General features: G+C 70.6%; 20 protein-coding genes. 17 read left to right on the top strand and 3 right to left on the bottom strand.

Annotation, left to right across the window (positions count from 1 at the left end; translation table 11 throughout):
• The first annotated feature begins 336 nt into the window (after positions 1-336).
• From ACGFMM_RS13630 to nuoN, 14 genes are read left to right on the top strand one after another with little or no spacing between them, the layout of a single operon-like run.
• Positions 337-696 (top strand): NADH-quinone oxidoreductase subunit A, encoded by a 360-nt coding sequence (locus ACGFMM_RS13630; RefSeq protein ID WP_030494815.1) that lies wholly within the window; start codon positions 337-339, stop codon positions 694-696.
• 17 nt (positions 697-713) lie between these two features.
• Entirely contained in the window at positions 714-1,268 is a 555-nt protein-coding gene (locus ACGFMM_RS13625) for a NuoB/complex I 20 kDa subunit family protein (protein ID WP_393646123.1), read from the top strand.
• Positions 1,265-1,999, top strand: coding sequence for an NADH-quinone oxidoreductase subunit C (locus ACGFMM_RS13620; RefSeq protein ID WP_393646121.1), 735 nt, complete (start codon positions 1,265-1,267; stop codon positions 1,997-1,999). Before ACGFMM_RS13625 ends, ACGFMM_RS13620 begins: the two co-directional genes overlap by 4 nt.
• On the top strand, positions 1,996-3,315 hold the full coding sequence (locus tag ACGFMM_RS13615; protein WP_393646119.1) for an NADH-quinone oxidoreductase subunit D: 1,320 nt from the start codon (positions 1,996-1,998) through the stop codon (positions 3,313-3,315). The genes ACGFMM_RS13620 and ACGFMM_RS13615 overlap by 4 nt, the downstream gene beginning before the upstream one ends.
• The gene (nuoE, locus tag ACGFMM_RS13610) at positions 3,312-4,064 is read left to right on the top strand and encodes an NADH-quinone oxidoreductase subunit NuoE (RefSeq protein WP_393646117.1); all 753 of its coding nucleotides are present in this window, start codon (positions 3,312-3,314) and stop codon (positions 4,062-4,064) included. The genes ACGFMM_RS13615 and nuoE overlap by 4 nt, the downstream gene beginning before the upstream one ends.
• A complete protein-coding gene (nuoF, locus tag ACGFMM_RS13605; RefSeq protein WP_393646115.1) occupies positions 4,064-5,413 on the top strand; it encodes an NADH-quinone oxidoreductase subunit NuoF in 1,350 nt (449 codons plus the stop codon). The genes nuoE and nuoF overlap by 1 nt, the downstream gene beginning before the upstream one ends.
• The gene (locus ACGFMM_RS13600; RefSeq protein WP_393646113.1) at positions 5,410-7,902 is read left to right on the top strand and encodes an NADH-quinone oxidoreductase subunit G; all 2,493 of its coding nucleotides are present in this window, start codon (positions 5,410-5,412) and stop codon (positions 7,900-7,902) included. Before nuoF ends, ACGFMM_RS13600 begins: the two co-directional genes overlap by 4 nt.
• Positions 7,903-7,931: 29 nt before the next feature.
• Positions 7,932-9,260 (top strand): NADH-quinone oxidoreductase subunit NuoH, encoded by a 1,329-nt coding sequence (nuoH, locus tag ACGFMM_RS13595; RefSeq protein WP_393646315.1) that lies wholly within the window; start codon positions 7,932-7,934, stop codon positions 9,258-9,260.
• On the top strand, positions 9,235-9,831 hold the full coding sequence (nuoI, locus tag ACGFMM_RS13590; protein ID WP_393646111.1) for an NADH-quinone oxidoreductase subunit NuoI: 597 nt from the start codon (positions 9,235-9,237) through the stop codon (positions 9,829-9,831). The genes nuoH and nuoI overlap by 26 nt, the downstream gene beginning before the upstream one ends.
• Positions 9,828-10,655, top strand: coding sequence for an NADH-quinone oxidoreductase subunit J (locus ACGFMM_RS13585; RefSeq protein WP_393646109.1), 828 nt, complete (start codon positions 9,828-9,830; stop codon positions 10,653-10,655). The genes nuoI and ACGFMM_RS13585 overlap by 4 nt, the downstream gene beginning before the upstream one ends.
• Positions 10,652-10,951 carry an NADH-quinone oxidoreductase subunit NuoK gene (gene nuoK / locus ACGFMM_RS13580; RefSeq protein WP_393646107.1) on the top strand — a complete coding sequence of 100 codons (300 nt, stop codon included), beginning with the start codon at positions 10,652-10,654 and terminating at the stop codon, positions 10,949-10,951. Before ACGFMM_RS13585 ends, nuoK begins: the two co-directional genes overlap by 4 nt.
• An 11-nt stretch (positions 10,952-10,962) precedes the next feature.
• On the top strand, positions 10,963-12,855 hold the full coding sequence (gene nuoL, locus ACGFMM_RS13575; RefSeq protein ID WP_393646105.1) for an NADH-quinone oxidoreductase subunit L: 1,893 nt from the start codon (positions 10,963-10,965) through the stop codon (positions 12,853-12,855).
• Between the two features lie 23 nt (positions 12,856-12,878).
• Positions 12,879-14,465, top strand: coding sequence for an NADH-quinone oxidoreductase subunit M (locus tag ACGFMM_RS13570; protein ID WP_393646313.1), 1,587 nt, complete (start codon positions 12,879-12,881; stop codon positions 14,463-14,465).
• Complete coding sequence (gene nuoN / locus ACGFMM_RS13565) at positions 14,462-16,111, top strand: NADH-quinone oxidoreductase subunit NuoN (protein ID WP_393646103.1); 1,650 nt, start codon at positions 14,462-14,464, stop codon at positions 16,109-16,111. The genes ACGFMM_RS13570 and nuoN overlap by 4 nt, the downstream gene beginning before the upstream one ends.
• A 67-nt stretch (positions 16,112-16,178) precedes the next feature.
• Here nuoN and fahA read toward each other — a convergent pair whose 3' ends face one another.
• Positions 16,179-17,411 (bottom strand): fumarylacetoacetase, encoded by a 1,233-nt coding sequence (gene fahA, locus ACGFMM_RS13560; protein WP_393646101.1) that lies wholly within the window; start codon positions 17,409-17,411, stop codon positions 16,179-16,181.
• 355 nt (positions 17,412-17,766) lie between these two features.
• On the opposite strand from fahA, the gene ACGFMM_RS13555 reads away from it, so the two are divergent.
• Positions 17,767-19,056: an LPXTG cell wall anchor domain-containing protein gene (locus ACGFMM_RS13555; RefSeq protein ID WP_393646099.1), complete on the top strand. Its 1,290-nt coding sequence runs from the start codon at positions 17,767-17,769 to the stop codon at positions 19,054-19,056.
• A gap of 60 nt (positions 19,057-19,116) precedes the next feature.
• On the opposite strand, the gene ACGFMM_RS13550 is transcribed toward ACGFMM_RS13555, so the two are convergent.
• The gene (locus tag ACGFMM_RS13550) at positions 19,117-21,126 is read right to left on the bottom strand and encodes a CocE/NonD family hydrolase (RefSeq protein ID WP_393646097.1); all 2,010 of its coding nucleotides are present in this window, start codon (positions 21,124-21,126) and stop codon (positions 19,117-19,119) included.
• A 166-nt stretch (positions 21,127-21,292) separates the two neighbouring features.
• On the opposite strand from ACGFMM_RS13550, the gene ACGFMM_RS13545 reads away from it, so the two are divergent.
• Positions 21,293-22,303 (top strand): polyprenyl synthetase family protein, encoded by a 1,011-nt coding sequence (locus tag ACGFMM_RS13545; protein ID WP_393646095.1) that lies wholly within the window; start codon positions 21,293-21,295, stop codon positions 22,301-22,303.
• Positions 22,304-22,419: 116 nt separating this feature from the next.
• The gene (locus tag ACGFMM_RS13540) at positions 22,420-23,607 is read left to right on the top strand and encodes an outer membrane lipoprotein carrier protein LolA (RefSeq protein WP_393646094.1); all 1,188 of its coding nucleotides are present in this window, start codon (positions 22,420-22,422) and stop codon (positions 23,605-23,607) included.
• 76 nt (positions 23,608-23,683) lie between these two features.
• Here ACGFMM_RS13540 and ACGFMM_RS13535 read toward each other — a convergent pair whose 3' ends face one another.
• Positions 23,684-24,988: a M28 family metallopeptidase gene (locus ACGFMM_RS13535; RefSeq protein ID WP_393646092.1), complete on the bottom strand. Its 1,305-nt coding sequence runs from the start codon at positions 24,986-24,988 to the stop codon at positions 23,684-23,686.
• Positions 24,989-25,126 lie beyond the last annotated feature (138 nt).

Raw genomic sequence — 25,126 nt, 5'->3', positions numbered from 1 at the left:
GGCCTGCGTCCACTGCCAATTTGCTTGTAGTGCCCATCGCTTGATAGGGCGACACCCCTCCGACCAGGGATTTCCGGCTTGGATGTCACATATGGTGATCACCTGCGTGCTTCGCGTATCAAGATCACCGCTCATCCGACTTCATGATCCTTCGTCAGGTGGTGGAGATCACAAAGTCCTTGGCGTACCCCGTGTCGCAGATCACAGAGGGGCGGGCATAAGATGCGGGGCGTCGGGCTTGTGAACTGCCTCACATGTGCACGATCTTCGCGAGGCGGCGACACGGGTTGCCCGGTGCGGTCCAACGGTCAAGGACGACTGGAAGGAGCGAGGAGCGTGAATGCGTACGCACCCATCCTCGTGCTCGGTGCCCTCGGCGCAGGGTTTGCGATCTTCTCCGTGGTCATGGCCACGCTGATCGGCCCAAAACGGTACAACCGGGCCAAGCTTGAGGCCTATGAGTGCGGCATCGAGCCGACGCCCACTCCGGCCGGCGGCGGCCGCTTCCCGATCAAGTACTACCTGACGGCGATGCTCTTCATCGTCTTCGACATCGAGATCGTCTTCCTCTACCCCTGGGCGGTCACCTTCGACGCCCTGGGGCTTTTCGGGCTCGTGGAGATGCTGCTCTTCGTGCTCACCGTCTTCGTCGCCTACGCCTACGTGTGGCGGCGCGGCGGCCTGGAATGGGACTGAGGGGCTGAGGAGCATCCATGGGACTCGAAGAGAAACTGCCGAGCGGCTTCCTGCTGACGACCGTCGAACAGGCCTCGGGCTGGGTCCGGAAGGCCTCGGTCTTCCCCGCGACCTTCGGCCTCGCCTGCTGTGCCATCGAGATGATGACCACCGGCGCCGGCCGCTACGACCTGGCGCGCTTCGGCATGGAGGTCTTCCGCGGCTCCCCGCGCCAGGCCGATCTGATGATCGTGGCCGGCCGGGTCAGCCAGAAGATGGCGCCCGTCCTGCGGCAGGTCTACGACCAGATGCCCAATCCCAAGTGGGTGATCTCCATGGGGGTTTGCGCATCATCGGGCGGAATGTTCAACAATTACGCGATTGTGCAGGGTGTGGATCACATTGTGCCGGTTGACATCTATCTGCCGGGTTGTCCGCCCCGCCCGGAGATGCTGATGGACGCGATCCTCAAGCTCCACCAGAAGATCCAGAACTCCAAGCTGGGCGTGAACGCCGAGGAGGCGGCCCGCGAGGCGGAGGAGGCGGCGCTCAAGGCCCTGCCGACGATCGAGCTGAAGGGTCTTCTGCAGTGACCGAAGAGAACCCCAACCCCGAGAAGGACCTCAGCGCGCAGAACCTGCCCGGTCAGCGCGGCGAGCACGGCGAGGAGGTCCGCGTCCAGCGCGGCATGTTCGGCGCCGACAACGGCGGCGACACCTCCGGGTACGGCGGCCTGGTCCGCTCGGTGCGGCTGCCCGGACCGGCCACCCGCCCGTACGGCGGCAAATACTTCGACCTGGTCGCCGACGAACTCGAGGGCGCCCTCGAAGAGCAGGGCCTCGTCCCCGAGAACGCGATCGAGAAGACCGTCGTCGACCGCGGCGAGCTGACCTTCCACATCGAGCGCGAGCACCTCGTCCGCGTGGCCCGCACCCTGCGCGACGACCCGGCGCTCCGCTTCGAGCTCTGCACCGGCGTCTCCGGCGTGCACTACCCCGGCGACAAGGGCCGCGAGCTGCACGCCGTGTACCACCTGCGCTCGATCACCCACGGCCGGCTGATCCGCCTGGAGGTCTCGGCCCCCGACGCCGACCCGCACATCCCCTCGCTGGTCGCGGTCTATCCGACCAACGACTGGCACGAGCGCGAGACGTACGACTTCTTCGGCATCGTCTTCGACGGCCACCCCGCCCTCACCCGGATCATGATGCCGGACGACTGGCAGGGCCACCCGCAGCGCAAGGACTACCCCCTCGGCGGCATCGCCGTCGAGTACAAGGGCGCCCAGATCCCGGCTCCGGACACGCGGAGGTCGTACTCGTGAATACCGCCTCAGGCCCCCGCGACACCACCGAGGGGACCGTCTACACGGTCACCGGCGGCGACTGGGAAGAGGTCGTCGAGTCCGCCGCCAAGGCGGACGACGAGCGCATCATCGTCAACATGGGTCCCCAGCACCCGTCCACCCACGGTGTGCTCCGGCTGATCCTGGAGATCGACGGCGAGACCGTCACCGAGGCCCGCTGCGGCATCGGCTACCTGCACACCGGCATCGAGAAGAACATCGAGTACCGGACCTGGACGCAGGGCACCACCTTCGTCACGCGCATGGACTACCTGACCTCGTTCTACAACGAGACGGCATACTGCCTGGGCGTCGAGAAGCTGCTCGGCATCACCGACCAGATCCCGGACCGGGCGAGCGTCATCCGCGTGATGCTGATGGAGCTCAACCGGCTCTCCTCGCACCTGGTCGCCATCGCCACCGGCGGCATGGAGCTCGGCGCCACCACGATCATGATCTACGGCTTCCGGGACCGCGAACTGATCCTGGACCTGTACGAGCTGATCACCGGCCTGCGGATGAACCACGCGTTCATCCGGCCCGGCGGCCTGGCCCAGGACCTCCCGCCCGGCGCGGTCGACGCGGTGCGCGAGTTCGTGAAGACCATGAAGAAGAACCTGCCGGAGTACGACAAGCTCGCCACCGGCAACCCCATCTTCAAGGCCCGCATGCAGGACGTCGGCTATCTCGACCTCGCCGGCTGCATGGCGCTGGGCGCCACCGGACCGATCCTGCGCTCCGCGGGCCTCCCGCACGACCTGCGCAAGACCGACCCGTACTGCGGCTACGAGAACTACGACTTCGAGGTGCCGACCGAGACCACCTGCGACTCCTACGGCCGCTTCCTCGTCCGCCTGGAGGAGATGCGCCAGTCGCTGGGGATCGTCGAGCAGTGCCTGGACCGGCTGGAGCCCGGCCCGGTCATGGTCGGCGACAAGAAGATCGCCTGGCCCGCGCAGCTCGCCCTCGGCGTGGACGGCCTCGGCAACTCCCTCGACCACATCAAGAAGATCATGGGCACCTCCATGGAGGCCCTGATCCACCACTTCAAGCTGGTGACCGAGGGCTTCCGGGTCCCGCCCGGCCAGGCGTACGCGGCCGTCGAGTCGCCCAAGGGCGAACTCGGCGCGCACGTCGTTTCCGACGGCGGCACCCGCCCCTACCGGGTCCACTTCCGCGACCCCTCGTTCACCAACCTCCAGGCCATGGCCGCGATGTGCGAAGGCGGCCAGGTCGCCGACGTCATCGTCGCCGTCGCGTCCATCGACCCCGTGATGGGAGGCGTCGACCGATGACGGACGGACACACCAGTCTCGGGATGCCCCAGCTCCCCGCCCCTCCGTACCCGGACGAGGTCCGGGCCCGGCTGGAGGCGGACGCCCGCGAGATCATCGCCCGCTACCCGGGGTCCCGCTCCGCGCTCCTGCCGATGCTGCACCTGGTGCAGTCCGAGGAGGGCCATGTCACGCGCACCGGCATGCAGTTCTGCGCCGACCTGCTCGGCCTGACCACTGCGGAGGTCACCGCCGTCGCCACGTTCTACACCATGTACCGGCGCAGGCCGTCGGGCGACTACCAGGTCGGCGTCTGCACCAACACCCTCTGCGCGGTCATGGGCGGCGACGCCATCTACGCGGCACTGCAGGAGCACCTCGGCGTCGGCAGCCACGAGGGCGGCGACACCACCGAGGACGGCAAGGTCACCCTGGAGCACATCGAGTGCAACGCGGCCTGCGACTTCGCGCCGGTGGTGATGGTCAACTGGGAGTTCTTCGACAACCAGACCCCCGAGTCGGCGAAGCGGCTGGTGGACGACCTGCGGGCCGGCCGGACCGTCGAGCCCACCCGCGGCGCCCCGCTGTGCACCTTCAAGGAGACCGCGCGCATCCTGGCCGGCTTCCCCGACACGCGCGAGGGCGCGGTCGAGGCCACCGGAGGCGCCGGACCCGCCTCGCTCGTCGGGCTGCGCCTGGCCAAGGGCGAATCCCCGCACCACAAGATCGTCCACCCCCGCGGCGAATCGGCCAGTGGGGAGGGGGAGTGATGACCTTGGCACCCGAGATCGACAACAGCAGCCCCGAGAAGCTGCTCGCGCCCGTCCTTTCGGCGTTCTGGGACCAGCCGGACGCCTGGACGCTGGAGACGTACCGACGGCACGAGGGCTACGAGGGCCTGCGCAAGGCCCTCGCGATGTCGCCCGACGACGTCATCGCGTACGTCAAGGACTCCGGACTGCGCGGCCGCGGCGGCGCCGGCTTCCCCACCGGGATGAAGTGGCAGTTCATCCCGCAGGGCGACGGCAAGCCGCACTATCTCGTGGTCAACGCGGACGAGTCCGAGCCCGGGACCTGCAAGGACATCCCGCTGCTCTTCGCCAATCCGCACTCCCTCATCGAGGGCATCGTGATCGCCTGTTACGCGATCCGTTCGAACCATGCCTTCATCTATCTGCGCGGCGAGGTCGTGCCCGTGCTGCGGCGGCTGCACGAGGCGGTCCGCGAGGCGTACGAGGCCGGGTACCTCGGCCGGGACGTCCTCGGCAGCGGACTCGACCTCGAACTCACCGTGCACGCGGGCGCGGGCGCGTACATCTGCGGTGAGGAGACCGCGCTGCTCGACTCGCTCGAAGGGCGCCGCGGCCAGCCCCGGCTGCGTCCCCCCTTCCCCGCGGTCGCCGGTCTGTACGCCTGCCCCACTGTGGTGAACAACGTCGAGTCCATCGCCTCGGTTCCCGCGATCCTGAACAAGGGCAAGGACTGGTTCAGGTCGATGGGCAGCGAGAAGTCCCCCGGCTTCACGCTGTACTCGCTCAGCGGGCACGTCGCCTCGCCCGGCCAGTACGAGGCCCCGCTCGGCATCACGCTCCGTCAGCTGCTCGACATGAGCGGCGGGATGCGGCCCGGGCACCGGCTCAAGTTCTGGACCCCCGGCGGCTCCTCGACCCCCATGTTCACCGACGAGCACCTCGACGTGCCGCTGGACTACGAGGGCGTCGGCGCGGCCGGCTCCATGCTCGGCACCAAGGCGCTGCAGTGCTTCGACGAGACCACCTGCGTGGTCCGCGCGGTCACCCGGTGGACCGAGTTCTACGCGCACGAGTCCTGCGGCAAGTGCACGCCCTGCCGCGAGGGCACCTACTGGCTGGTCCAGCTGCTGCGCGACATCGAGGCCGGCAAGGGCGTGATGTCCGACCTCGACAAGCTGAACGACATCGCCGACAACATCAACGGCAAGTCGTTCTGCGCGCTCGGCGACGGCGCGGCCTCCCCGATCTTCTCCTCGCTGAAGTACTTCCGCGAGGAGTACGAGCAGCACATCACCGGCCGGGGCTGCCCCTTCGACCCGGCCAAGTCGACCGCCTGGGCGGACAACCACAAGGAGGTGACCGCATGACCGTCACCGCGTCCGGCCCGGCGGGCGGCGGCAGCGCGGCGGTACCGCCGGAGGATCTCGTCTCGCTGACCATCGACGGCGTCGAGATCTCCGTCCCCAAGGGGACCCTGGTCATCCGCGCCGCCGAGCAGCTCGGCATCGAGATCCCGCGGTTCTGCGACCACCCGCTCCTCGACCCGGCCGGCGCCTGCCGTCAGTGCATCGTCGAGGTCGAGGGCCAGCGCAAGCCGATGGCGTCCTGCACGATCACCTGCACCGACGGCATGGTGGTCAGGTCGCAGCTGACGTCGCCGGTCGCGGAGAAGGCCCAGCACGGCGTGATGGAGCTGCTGCTCATCAACCACCCGCTGGACTGCCCGGTCTGTGACAAGGGCGGCGAGTGCCCGCTGCAGAACCAGGCGATGTCCCACGGGCAGGCCGAGTCCCGCTTCGAGGGGAAGAAGCGGACGTACGAGAAGCCGGTGCCGATCTCCACGCAGGTGCTGCTCGACCGCGAGCGGTGCGTGCTGTGCGCCCGCTGCACCCGCTTCTCCAACCAGGTCGCCGGCGACCCGATGATCGAGCTGATCGAGCGCGGCGCGCTGCAGCAGGTCGGCACCGGCGAGGGCGACCCGTTCGAGTCGTACTTCTCCGGGAACACCATCCAGATCTGCCCGGTGGGTGCGCTGACCTCGGCGGCGTACCGGTTCCGCTCCCGCCCGTTCGACCTGGTGTCCTCGCCGAGCGTCTGCGAGCACTGCGCGGGTGGCTGCGCGACCCGGACCGACCATCGCCGCGGCAAGGTGATGCGCAAGCTCGCCGCCGACGACCCCGAGGTCAACGAGGAGTGGATCTGCGACAAGGGGCGGTTCGCGTTCCGGTACGCGCAGCAGCGCGACCGGCTGACCACGCCCCTGGTGCGCAACCCCGAGTCCGGTCACCTGGAGTCCGCGTCCTGGCCGGAGGCCCTGGAGGCGGCGGCCCGCGGGCTCGTCCGGGGGCGCACCGGCGTGCTGGCCGGCGGGCGGCTGACGGTCGAGGACGCGTACGCGTACGCCAAGTTCGCCCGGGTCGCGCTGGACACCAACGACGTCGACTTCCGGGCCCGGATCCACTCCAGCGAGGAGGCCGACTTCCTGGCCTCGGTCGTCGCCGGGCGGGGCCGGGACCTGGACGGCACCGGCGTCACGTACACCTCGCTCGAAGCCGCTCCGGCCGTGCTGCTCGCCGGTCTGGAGGCCGAGGAGGAGGCCCCCGGGGTCTTCCTGCGGCTGCGGAAGGCCTGGCGGAAGCACGGCCAGAAGACGTACGGGCTCGCCGCGTTCGCCACGCGCGGCCTGACGAAGGCCGGCGGCGCGCTGCTGCCGGCCGCGCCCGGCACCGAGACCGAGTGGCTGGACGCGCTCGCGGCCGGCGTCGGCCTGGAGGGCCCGGGCGCCGAGGCGGCGCAGGAGCTGCGCAAGGAAGGCGCCGTGATCGCCGTCGGCGAGCGGCTCGCCGGTGTGCCGGGCGCGCTGACGGCGACGGTCCGGCTGGCGACGGCCACCGGGGCCCGGCTGGTGTGGATCCCGCGCCGGGCCGGCGAGCGGGGCGCGCTGGAGGCGGGCGCGATCCCGTCGCTGCTGCCCGGCGGCCGCCCGGCGACCGATCCGCGGGCCCGCGAGGAGGTCGCGGCGGCCTGGGGCGTACGCGAACTCCCGCACGGCTACGGCCGGAGCACCGGCCAGATCGTGGAGGCCGCGGCCACCGGGGAGCTCGGCGCGCTGCTCGTCGGCGGCGTCGAGACCGGCGACCTGCCGGACCCGGCGCGGGCCCGCGAGGCGCTCGACGCCGCGTTCGTGGTCTCCCTGGAACTGCGGCCGGGCGAGGTGACCGAGCGGGCCGACGTGGTGCTGCCGGTCGCCGCGGCCGCGGAGAAGGCCGGCACCTACCTCAACTGGGAGGGCAGGGCCCGGCTGTTCGAGGCGGCGCTGAAGCCCGAGCAGATGACGCGGCCGCTCGCGCCGACGGATCTGCGGGTGCTGCACATGCTCGCGGACGCGCTCGACGCGCATCTGGGCCTGCCCGACCTGCGGGCGGCGCGGCGCGAGCTGGACCGGCTCGGCGGCTGGGACGGCGAGCGGGCCTCCGCGCCCGCGGAGCCCGCCCGGCCCGCGGCCCGGCCCGGCGACGGCGAGGCCGTCCTGGCCGGCCACCGGCTGCTGCTCGACCTGGGCCGGCTCCAGGAGGGCGACGCGGCCCTCGCGGGCACCCGTCACGCGGCGGTCGCCCGGCTGTCGGCCGCGACGGCCGGGGACGCGGGCGTGAAGGACGGCGACGTCCTCGCGGTGACCGGCCCGTCCGGCGCCGTCGAACTCCCGCTCCAGGTCACCGAGATGCCCGACCGTGTGGTCTGGCTCCCGCTCAACTCGCCCGGCTCCGCGGTCCTGGACACCCTGGGCGCCCGCCCCGGTGCCCCGGTCCGCATCGGACCGGCGACCCCGGCGACGTCGAAGGAGGTGCAGGCGTGAACACGCTGCTCGCCGCCGAGGACCTGTCCATGTTCGGGCGGGACCCCTGGTGGCTCGTCCTGATCAAGGCGGTGTTCTGCTTCGCGTTCCTGATGGTGACCGTGCTGTTCTCCATCGTGTGGGAGCGCAAGGTCGTCGCCTGGATGCAGCTGCGCATCGGCCCCAACCGCCACGGTCCCTGGGGCTTCCTGCAGTCCCTCGCGGACGGCGTGAAGCTGATGCTCAAGGAGGACGTGATCGTCCGCCGCGCCGACAAGGTCGTCTATGTCCTCGCGCCGATCATCGCCGCGATCCCCGCCTTCATGGCGATCGCCGTGATCCCCTTCGGGCCGGCCGGCAACGAGGTGTCGATCTTCGGCCAGCGGACCACGATGCAGCTGACCGACCTGCCGATCGCGATGCTGTACGTGCTCGCCATCGCGTCCGTCGGCATCTACGGCATCGTGCTCGCCGGCTGGTCCTCCGGCTCCACGTACCCGCTGCTCGGCGGCCTGCGGTCGTGCGCGCAGATGATCTCGTACGAGATCGCCATGGGCGCCGCGTTCGCCTCGGTCTTCCTCTACTCCGGGTCGATGTCTACCTCGGCGATCGTCGAGGCGCAGGCCGACCGCTGGTTCATCGTCCTGCTGCCGGTGTCGTTCATCATCTACATCGTCACCATGGTCGGCGAGACAAACCGCGCCCCGTTCGACATGCCGGAGTCCGAGGGCGACCTGGTCGGCGGCTTCAACACCGAGTACTCGTCCATCAAGTTCGCGATGTTCATGCTCGCCGAGTACGTGAACATGGTGACGGTCTCCGCGGTGTCGGTGACGCTGTTCCTGGGCGGCTGGCGCGCCCCCTGGCCGATCTCCACGTTCTGGGAGGGCGCCAACCACGGCTGGTGGCCGATGCTCTGGTTCGTCCTCAAGGTGCAGCTGCTGCTGTTCTTCTTCATCTGGCTGCGCGGCACGCTGCCCCGCGTCCGCTACGACCAGCTGATGAAGCTCGGCTGGAAGGTCCTCATCCCGGTCTCGGTGGTCTGGCTGATGCTGGTCGCCACCGTCCGGGCGCTGCGCAACGAGAACTACGACTTCCAGACGATCGTGCTGTACGTGGCGGGCGCCGTGCTCGCGGTGCTGCTGCTGTCCTTCGTCGCGGACGTCGTCCGCGAACGCAAGGGGAAGGCGGACCGCGCCGAGCCGCAGGACGCCCGCCCGTTCGACCCGATGGCCGGCGGGTACCCCGTACCGCCGCTGCCCGGGCAGGACCTGCCGCCGGTGCCGCGCAGGCGGCCCCGCGGCGAGCGGGAACTGATTGTCAGTGGTGGCCCCGATACTGCTACCGAGAGTGATGGAAAGGGGACGGACGGTGTCTGATTTCCAGAATCCGGTGGCCGGCTTCGGCGTGACCTTCAAGGCCATGTTCAAGAAGCGGCTGACGGAGCAGTACCCGGAGCAGCGGAAGACCACCGCCCCGCGCTTCCACGGCCGGCACCAGCTCAACCGGCATCCGGACGGGCTCGAGAAGTGCATCGGCTGCGAGCTGTGCGCCTGGGCCTGTCCGGCCGACGCCATCTATGTGGAGGGCGCGGACAACACGGACGAGGAGCGCTACTCGCCCGGCGAGCGGTACGGCCGCGTCTACCAGATCAACTACGCCCGCTGCATCTTCTGCGGGCTGTGCATCGAGGCCTGCCCGACCCGGGCGCTGACGATGACCAACGAGTTCGAACTGGCCGACTCCTCCCGCGAGAACCTGATCTTCACCAAGGAGCAGCTGCTCGCCGGCCTGGAGGAGGGCATGGTCGACAGCCCCCACGCCATCTACCCGGGCATGGACGAGCAGGACTACTACCGGGGCCTGGTCAGCGAGGCCGCCCCGGGGACGGTCCGTCAGGTCGCGGTGTCCAAGGGGGAGCAGGGCGAAGCGGAAGAGGTGGACGCATGAGCGCCGTACTCGCCGCCGCCACGACCTCCACGGGCGAGGCCTTCCAGTTCTGGGTCCTCGGCACCGTCGCCGTGTTCGGCGCCCTGGGCACGATCCTGATGCGCAAGGCCGTACACAGCGCGCTCAGCCTCGCCGGGACGATGATCATCCTGGCCGTGTTCTATCTGGCCAACGGCGCGTACTTCCTCGGCATCGTCCAGATCGTCGTCTACACCGGCGCGATCATGATGCTGTTCCTCTTCGTGGTCATGCTGGTCGGCGTCACGGCCGCCGACTCGCTGAAGGAGACTCTCAGGGGCCAGCGCTGGTGGGCCGCCCTCTGCGGCCTCGGCTTCGGCATCCTGCTCGCCGGAGGCATCGGGCACGCCTCGCTGCAGGAGTTCGCCGGACTGGGCGCGGCCAACGCCGCCCAGGGCGGCAACGTCGAGGGCCTCGCCGCCCTCGTCTTCACCAAGTACGTGTTCGCCTTCGAGATCACCGGCGCGCTGCTCATCACCGCGGCCGTCGGCGCGATGGTGCTCACCCACCGGGAGCGCACCGAGAAGGCCCGCACCCAGCGCGAGCTGGCCGAGCAGCGCGTGCGCCGCGGCACCCAGGTGCCGCCGCTGCCCGCCCCCGGCGTCTACGCCCGGCACAACGCCGTGGACGTCGCCGGTCTGCTGCCCGACGGCACCCCGTCCGAGCTGACCGTGATGCAGACCCTGCGCAAGCGGGGCCAGATCCGGGACGTCTCCCCGGACGCGCTGGCCGATCTCAAGGCGCTGGAACAGCGCTCCGAGGAGCGGCTCGGCCGCGACCGGGACGAAGAGGAGGCCAACCGGTGAATCCCGTCAACTATCTCTATCTCGCCGCCCTGTTGTTCACCATCGGCGCGGCCGGGGTGCTGATCCGGCGGAACGCGATCGTGGTCTTCATGTGCGTCGAGCTGATGCTCAACGCCTGCAACCTCGCGTTCGTGACCTTCTCCCGGATGCACGGCAACCTCGACGGCCAGGTCATCGCGTTCTTCACGATGGTCGTCGCCGCCGCAGAGGTCGTCGTCGGCCTCGCGATCATCGTGTCGCTGTTCCGTTCCCGCCACTCGGCCTCGGTCGACGACGCCAGCCTGATGAAGCTGTGAGGGGCTGAATCGTGGAGAACCTGATTGCGCTGCTCATCGCGGCGCCCCTGCTCGGAGCGGTGGTGCTGCTCTGCGGAGGACGGCGGCTCGACCGGGTCGGGCACTGGCTCGGCACGCTGCTCGCGGCCTCGTCCTTCGTCCTCGGCCTGGTGCTCTTCGCCGACATGCTCGGCAAGGACGCCGACGACCGGACGCTGGACAGCACGCTCTACACCTGGATCCCGGTCGAGGGCTTCCAGGCGGACGTCGCCTTCCAGCTCGACCAGCTGTCGATGACCTTCGTCCTGCTGATCACCGGCGTCGGCTCGCTCATCCACCTGTACTCGGTCGGGTACATGGAGCACGACGAGCGCCGCCGCCGCTTCTTCGGCTATCTGAACCTGTTCCTCGCGGCCATGCTGATCCTGGTGCTGGCCGACAACTACCTGCTGCTGTACCTGGGCTGGGAGGGCGTGGGCCTCGCCTCGTACCTCCTGATCGGCTTCTGGCAGCACAAGCCCAGCGCGGCCACCGCCGCGAAGAAGGCCTTCCTGGTCAACCGGGTCGGCGACATGGGCCTGTCGATCGCGATCATGCTGATGTTCACCACCTTCGGCACCTTCGCCTTCGCGCCGGTGCTGGGGTCGGCGGACGAGGCGTCCGAGGGCAGGCTGACGGCGATCGCGCTGATGCTGCTCCTGGCCGCCTGCGGCAAGTCGGCCCAGGTGCCGCTGCAGTCCTGGCTCGGGGACGCGATGGAGGGCCCGACCCCGGTCTCGGCCCTGATCCACGCGGCCACCATGGTCACCGCCGGCGTCTACCTGATCGTCCGCTCCGCCGACATCTTCAACCTGGCCCCGGACGCGCAGCTCGTCGTCGCCGTGGTCGGCGCCGTCACGCTCCTCTTCGGTGCGATCGTCGGTTGCGCGAAGGACGACATCAAGAAGGCGCTGGCCGGTTCGACGATGTCGCAGATCGGCTACATGATCCTCGCGGCCGGCCTCGGCCCGATCGGCTACGCCTTCGCGATCATGCACCTGGTGACGCACGGCTTCTTCAAGGCCGGGCTGTTCCTCGGGGCCGGTTCGGTCATGCACGGCATGAACGACGAGGTGGACATGCGCCGTTACGGCGGCCTGCGGAAGTACATGCCGGTCACCTTCGTCACCTTCGGCCTCGGCTACCTCGCGATCATCGGCTTCCCGGGCCTGTCCGGCTTCTTCTCCAAGGACAAGATCATCGAGGCGGCCTTCGCCAAGGGCGGCACCGAGGGCTGGATCCTCGGCGCGTGCGCCCTGCTCGGCGCCGCGATCACCGCGTTCTACATGACCCGCGTGATGCTGATGACCTTCTTCGGCGAGAAGCGCTGGCAGCCCGACGAGAAGGGCGAGCCGCCGCACCCGCACGAGTCGCCGAAGTCCATGACGATCCCGATGGTCCTGCTGGCCGTCGGATCGGTCGGGGCCGGCGCGCTCTTCGAGTACGCCGGGTTCGTGCAGTGGCTGGAGCCGGTCACCGGCTTCGAGCACGGGCACTCGCCGCTGAGCGCGGCGACCGTCACCTCCGCCACCGTCGCGGTGATGCTCCTCGGGGTCGGCCTCGCCTGGCTCCAGTACGGTCGCAGGCCCGTCCCGGTCACCGCCCCGCGCGGCTCGCTGCTCACCCGGGCCGCCCGCCGCGACCTGCTCCAGGACGACTTCAACCACGTGGTGTTCGTCCGCGGCGGCACCCACCTGACCCGGTCCCTGGTGTACGTCGACCACAGCCTCGTCGACGGCGTGGTCAACGGCACGGCGGCCTCGGTCGGCGGGCTCTCCGGCCGGCTGCGCAAGCTCCAGAACGGCTACGCCCGGACGTACGCGGTCTCCATGTTCGGAGGTACGGCGGTGCTGATCGCCGCGACCCTGCTGATGAGGGCGGTGTGACGGCCATGTCCGAAATGGTCAATGTGGGGTTCCCGATCCTGACGGCGACGGCGGCGGTGCCGGCGGCCGGCGCGGTACTCACCGCCGCCGTCCCCGCCGCCCGACGCACCGCCGCCAAGTGGCTGGCGCTGATCGTCTCGCTCGTCACCCTCGTGCTCGCCGGGATCGTGGCCTTCGACTTCGAACCCGGCGGCGACCGGTACCAGTTCGTCGAGTCGTACTCCTGGATCAAGGACTTCGGGGTCCGCTACGAACTCGGCGTGGACGGCATCGCGGTCGCGCTGATCCTGCTCACCGCCGTGCTGATCCCCTTCGTCATCCTGGCCGGCTGGCACGACGCCGACCCCCTGGAGACGAAGTCCACGCGCTGGCGGCCGACGCAGGGCTTCTTCGCCCTGATCCTGGCCGTCGAGGCGATGGTGATCCTCTCCTTCGAGGCCACCGACGTCTTCCTCTTCTACATCCTCTTCGAGGCCATGCTCATCCCGATGTACTTCCTCATCGGCGGCTTCGGGGACCGGGCCCACAGCGGCACGGACGAGAACGCGGCGGCCCAGCGCTCGTACGCGGCGGTCAAGTTCCTGCTCTACAACCTGGTCGGCGGCCTGATCATGCTGGCCGCGGTCATCGGGCTCTACGTGGTGGCGGGGAACTTCTCGCTCACCGAGATCGCCGCGGCCCGCGCGGACGGCTCGCTGGAGATGGCGACCAACACCGAGCGGCTGCTGTTCCTCGGCTTCTTCTTCGCCTTCGCGGTGAAGGCGCCGCTGTGGCCGCTGCACACCTGGCTGCCCAACGCGATGGGCGAGTCGACCGCCCCGGTCGCCGTGCTCATCACGGCGGTGGTCGACAAGGTCGGCACCTTCGCGATGCTCCGCTTCTGTCTCGGTCTGTTCCCCGAGGCCAGCAAGTGGGCCACCCCGGCGATCATCGTGCTCGCGCTGATCAGCATCGTGTACGGGGCCCTGGTGGCGGTCGGCCAGCGGGACATCAAGCGTCTGGTCGCGTACGCCTCGATCTCCCACTTCGGCTTCATCATCATGGGCATCTTCGCGATGACCAGCCAGGGCCAGTCCGGCGCGACCCTGTACATGGTCAACCACGGGATCTCGACGGCCGCGCTGATGCTGGTGGCCGGCTTCCTGATCTCGCGCCGCGGCTCCCGGCTCATCGCCGACTACGGCGGTGTGCAGAAGGTCGCGCCGGTGCTGGCCGGCACCTTCCTGATCGGCGGTCTGGCCACCCTGTCACTGCCCGGACTCGCCCCGTTCGTCAGCGAGTTCCTCGTCCTGGTCGGCACCTACTCCCGGTACCCGGCGGCCGGCATCGTCGCCACCACGGGCATCGTCCTCGCCGCGCTCTACACCCTCGTCCTGTACCAGCGGACGATGACGGGCCCGGTGAAGGAGGAGGTGCGGACCATGCCCGATCTGCGGGTGCGGGAGCTGGCGGTGGTCGCTCCGCTGATCGCCCTGCTGATCTTCCTCGGGGTGTTCCCGAAGCCGCTGACCGACATCGTCAACCCGGCGGTCCAGCACACCATGTCCGACGTGCAGCAGAAGGACCCGGCCCCTGAGGTGGCGGTCCAGAACGTGGAGGCGGCCAAGTGAACGCAACGGCTGTCCACAGCCTGTGGACGACGGCGGCCGAGCCCATCGGCCGGATTCCGTCCCCCGAGATCGAGTACGGGCAGCTCGCGCCCGTCCTCATCGTCGTCGGCGCGGCGATCGTCGGCATCCTCGTCGAGGCGTTCGTGCCGCGCCGGGGCCGCCACTACACCCAGGTGTTCCTGAGCGTGGTCGCCCTGGCGTCCGCCTTCGCCGCGGTCGTCGGCCTCGCGGCCTCCGGCCACGCCACGACCAAGGCCGGCATCGCCGCCATGGGCGCGATCGCCGTCGACGGACCGGCGCTGTTCCTGCAGGGCACGATCCTGCTGGCGTCGATCGTCGCGGTGTTCACCTTCGCCGAGCGCCGGCTCGACCCGGCCGACCACGGCCACCGGGTCGACTCGTTCACCGCCGAGGCCGCCGCCGTGCCCGGCAGCGACCAGGAGAAGGCGGCCGTGAAGGCCGGGCACACCACGACCGAGGTCTTCCCGCTGGCGCTGTTCGCGGTCTCCGGCATGCTGGTCTTCCCGGCGGCCAACGACCTGCTGACGCTGTTCATCGCCCTGGAGGTCTTCTCCCTGCCGCTGTACCTGCTCTGCGCCGTCGCCCGCCGCAAGCGGCTGATGTCGCAGGAGGCCGCGGTGAAGTACTTCCTGCTCGGCGCGTTCTCCTCGGCCTTCCTGCTGTTCGGCATCGCGCTGCTGTACGGCTACGCGGGCTCCGTCTCGTACGCGACGATCGCGAGCGTCGTCGACGGCTCGGTCGGCTCCGTCGACCCGGCCCTCGCCGCCACCATGGGCAACGACGCACTGCTGCTCATCGGCTTCGCGATGGTGCTGACGGGGCTGCTGTTCAAGGTGGGCGCGGTGCCGTTCCACATGTGGACCCCGGACGTCTACCAGGGCGCGCCGACCCCGGTCACCGGCTTCATGGCCGCGGCCACCAAGGTCGCCGCGTTCGGCGCGATGCTGCGGATCCTGTACGTGGTGCTGCCCGGCCTCACCTGGGACTGGCGGCCCGTCATGTGGGCCGTCGCGATCGTCACGATGCTGGGCGGCGCGATCGTCGCGATCACCCAGACCGACATCAAGCGGCTGCTCGCGTACTCGTCGATCGCGCACGCCGGGTTCATCCTGGCCGGTGTCATCGCGGCCACCCCGGCCGGCGTCTCGTCGGTGCTGTTCTACCTGCTGGCCTACTCCTTCGTGACGATCGGCGCGTTCGCTGTCGTCACGCTGGTCCGGGACGCGGGCGGCGAGGCCACGCACCTGTCCAAGTGGGCCGGTCTGGGCCGGCGTTCACCGCTGGTCGCGGCGGTCTTCGCGGTGTTCCTCCTGGCCTTCGCCGGCATTCCGCTGACCTCCGGCTTCTCCGGCAAGTTCGCGGTGTTCAAGGCGGCCGCGGAGGGCGGCGCGGGCACGCTGGTCGTGGTCGGCGTGGTGTCCTCGGCGATCGCCGCGTTCTTCTACATCCGGGTGATCGTGCTGATGTTCTTCAGCGAGCCGAAGGCGGACGGCCCCACGGTCGCGGTGCCCTCGGCGCTGACGATGACCACGATCGGGGTCGGCGTGGCGGTCACGCTGGTGCTGGGCGTCGCGCCGCAGTACTTCCTGGACCTGGCGGGCCAGGCGGGCGTGTTCGTCCGCTAGCCGGCCGCGTACGGGCGACAGGGCCCGGTCCCCGCACACGCGGGGGCCGGGCCCTGTCGTCGTACCGTCAGACCTCGCGCGCGGGCGCGATGCGTCCGGTGACCTCGCCGAGGCCGACCCGGGTGCCGTCCGGGCCGGGGGCCCAGGCGGTCAGGGTGACCTCGTCGCCGTCCTCCAGGAACGTCCGCTTGCCGGTGGGCAGCTCGATCGCGTCCCGCCCGTTCCAGGTCAGCTCCAGGAGCGAGCCGCGCTGGTGCACCTCGGGGCCGGAGACGGTGCCCGAGCCGTACAGGTCGCCGGTGCGCAGCGAGGCGCCGTTGACGGTCATGTGGGCCAGCTGCTGGGCGGCGGTCCAGTACATCGTCGAGAACGGCGGCTCGGAGACCACCTCGCCGTTGATGGTGACGGTGATCCGCAGGTCGTAGCCGCCGGGCTCCTCCTCCGCGGAGTCGTCCAGGTACGGCAGCAGGGGGAAGTCGCGGGCCGGCGGGGCGGTCCGGGCGGCGTCCAGGGCCTCCAGCGGGGTCACCCAGGCGGAGACGGAGGTGGCGAAGGACTTGCCGAGGAACGGGCCGAGCGGCACGTACTCCCAGGCCTGAACGTCGCGGGCCGACCAGTCGTTGAGCAACGTCAGGCCGAAGACGTGGTCGCGGAAGTCGTCCAGCGCGACCGGGGTGCCCAGCTCGGACGGGGTGCCGACGAGGAAGCCGACCTCGGCCTCGATGTCCAGCTTGACCGAGGGGCCGAAGACCGGCGCCGGGTCGGTCGGGGCCTTGCGCTGGCCGGACGGGCGCACGATGTCGGTGCCGGAGACCACGACGGTGCCGGAGCGGCCGTGGTAACCGATGGGCAGGTGCTTCCAGTTGGGGGTGAGCGGCTCGCCGTCGGGCCGGAAGATGTGGCCGACGTTGGTCGCGTGGTGCTCGCTGGCGTAGAAGTCGACGTAGTCGGCGACCTCGTACGGCAGGTGCAGGGTGACCGCGTCCAGCGGGTGCAGCAGCGGCTCGATGTCGGCGCGGTGCGCGGGCACGGTGACCCAGGCGGTCAGCGCCCGGCGTACGTCGCGCCAGGCGGTGCGGCCGGCGGCGAGCAGCGGGCCGAGGCTCGGCTGTGCGAGCAGGGTCGCGTACGGGGAGCCGAGGACGTGTGCCGCGGCTCCGGCGTCGAGCACGTGGCCGCCGATGCGGACGCCGAGCCGGCGGCGGCCGGGCTCGTCGGCGGTGCTGAAGACGCCGTACGGAAGGTTGTGCGGGCCGAAGGGGTCGCCCTCGGCCAGATCGAGCGGGCTCTGCTCGGTCATCGGTCCCTGCCTCGCTTTCCACGGGTGTGGGGGACACGTTACGTCGAGCGCCGGGCGGGGCGGCAGTGTCCGATGAGCCGGACACCGCGTCCGGGGTTCCGACGGGAACATGACATGCGTCACAGAAAAACCTGTGTGATCGTGGGCAACTGTCCCGGTTCTTCCGCTTCGTTGCCCGGTCCGGCGGCCGGACGGTCCGGGGCGTCCGGAAATCGCCCCCGTGAAGCCCGCCTCTGGCCATAGCATCACGTTCACGCGTCGCCGCTGCGTGTCCATTTCCGCAGCGGCGAACCGCGACCCCCACGCCGTTTCCTTACGCCGCATTTCCTTTCCCGAGCAGGAAAAGGTTCCGAAGTTGAAGATTCGCCGCATGCTCGCGACGGCGGTCGCCGCCGCCGTCACCACCCCCGTCGTGCTGCTCTCCGCCGCCCCCGCGTTCGCCGACACCAAGCCGGCCGCCACCCAGCAGGAGCAGCAGAAGCCGACCGTCGAAGAGCTGGAGCGCCGCGTCGCCGTGGCGCAGAAGGCCTACGACGCCGCCGTCGCCGCCCTCGCCAAGGCCACCGCCGCCCGCGAGGCCGCCGTGAAGGACGACGCGCCGCTCGCCAAGGCCGTCGAGGAGGCCAAGAAGGCCGCCGACACCGCCTACGCCGCCTGGAAGGCCGCCGAGGCCAAGCAGGCCGAGGCCGAGGCCGCCCTGAAGGCCCTGCCGGACACGGCCACCCCCGAGGAGCGCGCCGCGGCCGAGAAGGCCGTCGCGGACGCCAAGAAGGTCACCACGCGCCTGTCCGCCGAGACGTTCCTCGCGGACGACGCGTACGTCACGGCCACGAAGAACCTCAACGACGCCCGGACCGCCGCGTACAACGCCGAGGAGCTCGCCAAGAAGGCCAAGGACGAGGCCTTCAAGGCCCTGGAGGCCGCGAAGGCGGCCCTGGAGAAGGCCAAGGAGGAGGAAGAGGACGGCGGTGAGGGCGAGGACTGCGTCGCCGAGCCGAAGTTCACCACCGTCGTGAACGGTCTGCCCTCCAAGGTCGTCGGCGGCACCACCGTGAACTTCACCATGAAGGTCACCAACGGCACCGCCAAGAAGATGGACGAGGTGTACCCGTACGCCTTCGTCCACGCCTTCGACACCAAGGGCCTCAAGGAGCTCGACAAGTACCTCGACCTGGAGTACTACTCCGGCGGCTCCTGGAAGGACGCCGACGAGGAGACCGAGACCGAGTTCGGCATCGGCAACGTCGGCCCGCTGAAGGCCAAGTCCTCGCTGACCGTCAAGCTCCGCCTGAAGGTCGACGCGAAGATCCCGGCCGGCCAGGGCGCGGCCTTCGTCGCCGGCGACTACTGGAACGAGGACGAGTCCTGCGGCGGCACGCCCGACCTGGACTACTACGAGTTCGAGATCCTCGCCAAGGGCAGCGACGCCGGCAAGGTCGACGACGCCAAGGGCAAGCCGGGCAAGCCGAACGGCAACACCGCCCAGGGCGGCACGTCCAACACCCCGGTGACCACCGGCACCCTCGCGAAGACCGGTTCGAACGACGCGGTCCCGCAGCTCGCCATGGCGGGCGCGGCGGCCGTGGCCCTCGGCGCCGGCGCGATGTTCGTCGCCCGCCGCCGCAAGGCCGGCGCTGACGCCTGATCCGATCGAGCGACAGGGCCCGCGTTCCCTCGGGAACGCGGGCCCCTCGTGCGTTCCGGTTCACCCCGCCGTCCGCGGAATGCGTTCCTCCCAGGTGCGGTGGAAGACGACCTCCCGGCCCTCCGTGCAGATGACCTCGTCCGTTGCGGTGAACGTGTGCGCGTCGCAGGTGAGGGTGGAGCGGGTGGTGATGCGGACGTCCCAGGCGGCGTCCGGGCGGTGGAGGCGGAGGGACCAGGTGCATCGGGTACGCGCGGAGAGGGGGTCGTCGGCGGTGATCGTGGCGGTCTCCAGGGCCTCCTCGGCGACCTCCAGGCCGTCCGGATGGACGCGGGTGCCCGTCTCGGGCGGGACGGACTCCAGACGCCATTCGTCCTTCGCCACGTCGCGGACCACCAGGCGCTCCGGGCGGGGCTCCTCCAGCGTCGCCGGGATCACCACCGCGAGGGGCTCGGCGTGTTCCGGGGGCTCGAACTCCACCGCGTCGCCGGTGTGCGAGCGGACCGGCAGGGTGAGCGAGGAGGCGGCCGGGTCGAGGGTGAAGCCCGCGGCGTCCGGCTGCGGCCAGATCCAGGGCCAGTAGGCGGAGGAGACCGCGAGCCGGACGCGATGGCCGGGGGCGAAGGCGTGCCCGGCGGCGTCCAGGTCGACCACCGCCTCCACGGTCTCGCCGGGCTGCGCCTCCACCGTCCGGTCGGTCCCGTACCGCGCGGACAGGTTGAGCACGCCCCGGGTGACCAGGGTCGACGCCCCGTCCGGCGCCACGTCGCAGAGCCGGACGGCCACCTGGCCGGTCGGCGCCTCGCAGCGCAGCGCGAGGACGGCCCGCGGCCGGCCCAGGATCTCCAGGGCCGGGCCCTCGGCCGGGACCGGCACGTCGAAGCAGGCCGAGCCGGCGTCCTCGTCGCGCTGGTCCGGCGGCAGGCCGGCGTCCTGGCCGCGCGGCAGCAGAGGACCCGCGTCCAGACCGGTGTGCTGCGGCGAGCGGACCGGCACCGGCGCGCCGCCGAGCGCGTACACGACCGGCGTGACGTACGGCGAGGGCCAGGACGGGTCCGCCGCCCAGCGGCCGGGCAGTTCCTCGTACACCGTGGCCGGCGGGTGCGAGGAGGTGATCCAGGAGCGCAGCAGGGGCTCCGCCATCACGTCGTTGTCGAGGTCCTTGAGGTGCCGGTCCCACCAGCGCAGGGTCTCCTGCAGGAAGCCGATCGACGGACCGGGCGGCAGCCCCCGGTCGGGGTACTGGTGCGACCAGGGGCCGAGGATCCCGCGCACCCGGTCCTGCGGCAGCGCCTCGACCAGCCGCAGCACGGCGTTGCGGTACGGGTCGTGCCGGCCGCCCACGGCCAGGACGGCCGCCCGTACGCCGCCGAGGTCCTCCCGCACCGAACCGGCCCGCCAGTGGTCGTCGTGGGTCTGGTGGGCCAGCCAGGTGTGCGCGCAGGGCCGTACCGCCTCCAGGCGGCGCAGCCACAGCTCGCGCCACCGCTCGCCGGCGTACACGGGGTCCGGCGGCCGGCAGACGCAGGCCAGCAGGGCCGCGGAGCGTGCGGGCAGTCCGGCCGCGAGGACGGAGCCGCCCTTGTAGTGGACGCCGTCCTCGTAGGGGTCGTCGGTGGAGCAGACGGCGACCACGGCCCGCAGCGCGTCGGGGGCGAGCGCGGCGACCCGGAGCGCGGCCAGGCCGCCCCAGGCGCCGCCGAACATGCCGACCCGGCCGGTGCACCAGGGCTGCCCGGCGAGCCAGTCCACCACCGCGACGGCGTCGGAGAGCTCGGTCGCGTCGTGCGGCGCGCCGGGCAGGCCCTCGCTGTTGCCGTGTCCGCGCAGGTCGACCCGGACGGAGGCGTAGCCGTGGCCCGCGTACCAGGGGTGCCGCTGTGCGTCGCGGGGGGCGGTCCAGTCGGTCAGCCGGTACGGGAGATACTCCAGGAGGGCGGGGACGGGCTCGTCCGTGACCGGCCGCCAGACGCGCGCGTACAGAAGGGTGCCGTCCGGAAGGGGGACGCGGACGTCGTCGTGGACCGTCTCGTACGGGAAGTCGCGGCGGATGCTGATGCTTCTGGGCATAGCGGACGCTCCTGGTCGAATAAGCCGATCACGAACATACCGGCGGTGCTGGGCAGGCGCTCACGGTGATCGAAAGGCGACCGGATACGCTGACTTGAGTGAATCCAGCGACACATCGACAATCCGTGTGATCCACACCAGGCGTCAGCAGACAGGAGACCCCCTCGTGACCGTCGTCGGGCCGTTCGGGCTGAGCGTGCGGGACCAGGCTCTTGAGGCCGATGTCCAGACCGGATTGGCAGCCGTGGAGGCCGGCCTCCTCGAAGCCACCAAGAGCGAGGTGCCGTTCATCACGGAGGCCGCGCAGCACCTGGTCAGGGCCGGCGGGAAGCGCTTCCGGCCGCTCCTGGTGATGCTGGCGGCGCAGTTCGGCGACCCGTACGCGCCGGGCGTCGTGCCGTCCGCCGTGGTCGTCGAGCTCACCCACCTCGCCACGCTGTACCACGACGACGTCATGGACGAGGCGGACGTGCGGCGCGGTGTGCCCAGCGCCAACAGCCGCTGGGACAACTCGGTCGCCGTCCTCACGGGTGACTTCCTCTTCGCCCGCGCGTCGCACATTCTCGCGGACCTCGGCCCCGACGCCGTCCGCGTCCAGGCGGAGGCGTTCGAGCGCCTGGTGACCGGTCAGATCCTGGAGACCGCCGGCCCGAGCGACGGCCGCGACCCGATCGAGCACTACCTCGACGTCCTCGGCGGCAAGACCGGCTCGCTGGTCGCCGTCTCCTGCCGTCTCGGCGCCATAGAGTCCGGCGCGGACGAGAGCGTCATCGACATCCTCAGCCAGTACGGCGAGCGGCTCGGCGTCGCCTTCCAGCTCGCCGACGACGTGCTCGACATCGCCTCCGACTCGCACGAGTCCGGCAAGACCCCGGGCACCGACCTGCGCGAGGGCATCCCGACCCTGCCGGTGCTGCACCTGCGCGCCGCCGCGGCGGCGCACGGCCGCCCGGAGGACCTGGAGCTCGTCGCCATGGTCGACGGCGACCTCACGGACGACGCCCGGCACGCGGAGCTGCTGCGCCGGCTGCGCGTGCACCCGGCCCTGGAGCAGGCCCGCCGGGACACCGTCCGGTACGCCGAGGAGGCCCGCGCCATGCTGTCGCCGCTGCCCGAGGGGTATGCGAAGGCGGCGCTCGCGGAGCTGTGCGACGCCGTGGTCCACCGCGCGGGCTAGGGGCTCTCGGGGTCGGGTCATCCCGCAGCAGTACGCCGGGTTGCGTCCAGGGGCTGACGATTCCGCGCCGCCGTTTTGGTCAGATGGAGTCATCGACCACGGAGGTAGGACAGACCATGGCAACAACTCGTAAGGCGAGCCGTTACCTCGTGCCGGTGGCGGTGGCCGGTGTGGCCGCGGCGACCATCGGGCTCGTCCCGGCCCTCGCGGCGTCCGGAGACCCCGAGCTGCCCGCGATCACCGCCCAGCAGCTCATCGAGAAGATCGCCGCCTCGGAGACCCAGACCCTCTCCGGCACGGTCAAGGTCGAGACCGACCTGGGCCTGCCGTCCTTCGCGGGCCTCGCCGGCTCGGGCTTCCTCGGCTCCGGTGCGGACTCCAAGTCCCCGGCCCCGTCGACCGATCCGACCGAGAAGCTGACCGAACTGGCGTCCGGCACGCACACCCTGAAGGTGGCCGCCGACGGCCCCGACAAGCAGCGCCTGACCGTCCTCGACGGCAAGGACGAGTACAGCCTGATCCACAACGGCGACGACGTGTGGGCGTACGACAGCAAGAGCGGCGAGGCCGTCCACGAGAAGAACGAGGACGCCGGCCGCCCGCACAAGGAGCGCGAGAAGGACCTGCCGAGCACCCCGAAGGAGCTCGCCGACGAGGTCCTGAAGGCCGCCGGCGACACGACCTCGATCACCGTCGACGGCACCGCCCGGGTGGCCGGCCGCGACGCGTACCAGCTGGTGATCAAGCCGAAGCAGAGCGGCTCGACGGTCGAGTCGGTGAAGATCGCGGTGGACGCGCAGAACGGCGTGCCGCTGAAGTTCACCCTCGCCGCGACCTCCGGCGGCAAGGCGGTCGTGGACGCGGGCTTCACCAAGGTGGACTTCGCGAAGCCGGACGCCGCGACCTTCAAGGCGCCCAAGGGCGTGAAGGTGACGGAGGGCGAGGCGGCGGAGCACGAGGCCCGCAAGGAGAAGCTGCCCAAGGAGCTGGAGGGCCTGAACCGCGGCGAGCGGCACGGCAAGGAACTGAAGGGCGGCAAGGACGGCGGCCCGGAGGTCATCGGCGAGGGCTGGACGGCCATCGCGACCTTCGACACCGGTCAGCCGGCGCCGGAGACCAAGGACGCGCCCAAGGAGTTCCAGGGCTTCCTCGACTCGCTCGGCGACAAGGTGAGCGGGAAGTTCGGCTCCGGCACGGTCTTCAAGACCAAGCTGGTCAACGCCCTGATGACGGACGACGGCAAGGTGTACGTGGGCGCGGTCACGCCGGACGCGCTGGTGAAGGCCGCGAACGCGGCCAAGTAGAGCTGTGGGACCCCGGGTGGGGCAGGACCGCGCGTCTCCGTCCCACCCGGGAGTTCTTCGTCGGGCCGCTCCCGGCCTACGGGAACGTCAGCTTGAAGCTGTTGATGTAGCCGGTGTCGATCGAGGCCTTGTCCTGCACGCGCAGCTTCCAGACACCGTTGGCGACCTCGCTGGAGGCGTTCACGGTGTAGGTCTGGTTGATGTTGTCGGCGCTGCCGCCCGAGCGGTTGTGCAGGTTGTAGACCGAGCCGTCGGGGGCGATGAGGTCGACGACGAGGTCACCGATGTAGGTGTGGACGATGTTCACACCGACGGGGAGGCTGCTCGGGGCGTTGCCGGTGATGCCGGAGACGGTCACGGAGGAGGTCACCGCGGTGCTGTTGTCCGGGACGGACACGTCGGCGGTGTTCTCGAAGACCGTGCCGGGCGGCGGGGTCGAACCGGTGCCGAGGGTCCAGATCGCGTGGGCGACGGCGTCGCTGTTGCGGTCCAGGGCCGTGTCGTTGATGTTCGACGTGTTGTCGCAGGACGAGTGGTAGCAGCGGTCGAAGGCGGTGGCGGTACCGCCCCACTTCTGCACCTGGGCGCTGGTCTTGACCCGGCTCGCGCCGGTGAACAGACCGCCGACGGGTATGCCCACGTTCTTGAACGAGGCGTGGTCGGAGCGGCCGTCGCCCTCGGTCTCGATCTCGGTCGGGACGCCGAGCCCGGCGAAGTAGCTCTTGAAGGTCTGCTCGATCGCCGGGTCGTCGTCGTAGACGAAGTAGCCCGGGTTCGGCGAGCCGATCATGTCGAAGTTCAGATAGGCGCTGATCTTCGAACGCTCGGCGGTCGGCAGCTGGTTCACGTAGTGCTTGGAGCCGACGAGCCCGAGCTCCTCGGCGCCCCACCAGCCGAACCGCAGGTGCTTGGTGGGCTGCAGGTTGGCGCGGGAGACGGCGAGCGCGGTCTCCAGGACCGCGGCGGAACCGGAACCGTTGTCGTTGATGCCGGCCCCGGAGCTCACCGAGTCGAGGTGTGACCCGGCCATGACAACCTGATCGGGGTTGCCGCCGGGCCAGTCGGCTATCAGGTTGTACCCGGTGGTCCCGTTGTACGTGAACTGCTGGACGGTCGTGGTGTACCCGGCGGCGTCCAGCTTGGCCTTCACGAAGTCGATGGACGCCTTGTAACCGGTGCGCCCGTGCGCCCGGTTGCCGCCGTTGGCGGCGGCGATCGACTGCAGGTCGGCGAGGTGCTGCTTGACGTTGGCGACGGGGATGTCGGGCGCGGCGAGAGCGCCGGAAGGCTCCGCGCTCGCGGTGGCGCCGGTCAGGCCGGTGACGGCGAGAGCGGCGACTGCCGCGACCGCACCGGCACGTCTGGGAACGGAGAGTTTCATGTGGGGGCTCCGGATTCCGAACGGGGATGGAACGGAAAGAGCTGTGCGTGGTGCGGGTGAATGTTCGACGAGAGCCTGAACCACCGTCAAGAGCGGAAACCGGTCAGGGGTGTTCGGTGAGCGGACGGCCGTACGGGG

The organism is Streptomyces sp. NPDC048604 (assembly GCF_043199435.1).
Lineage (GTDB): Bacteria > Actinomycetota > Actinomycetes > Streptomycetales > Streptomycetaceae > Streptomyces.
The sequence above is the reverse complement of the archived record's forward strand: the minus strand, read 5'-3'. Positions and strand labels throughout refer to the sequence as shown.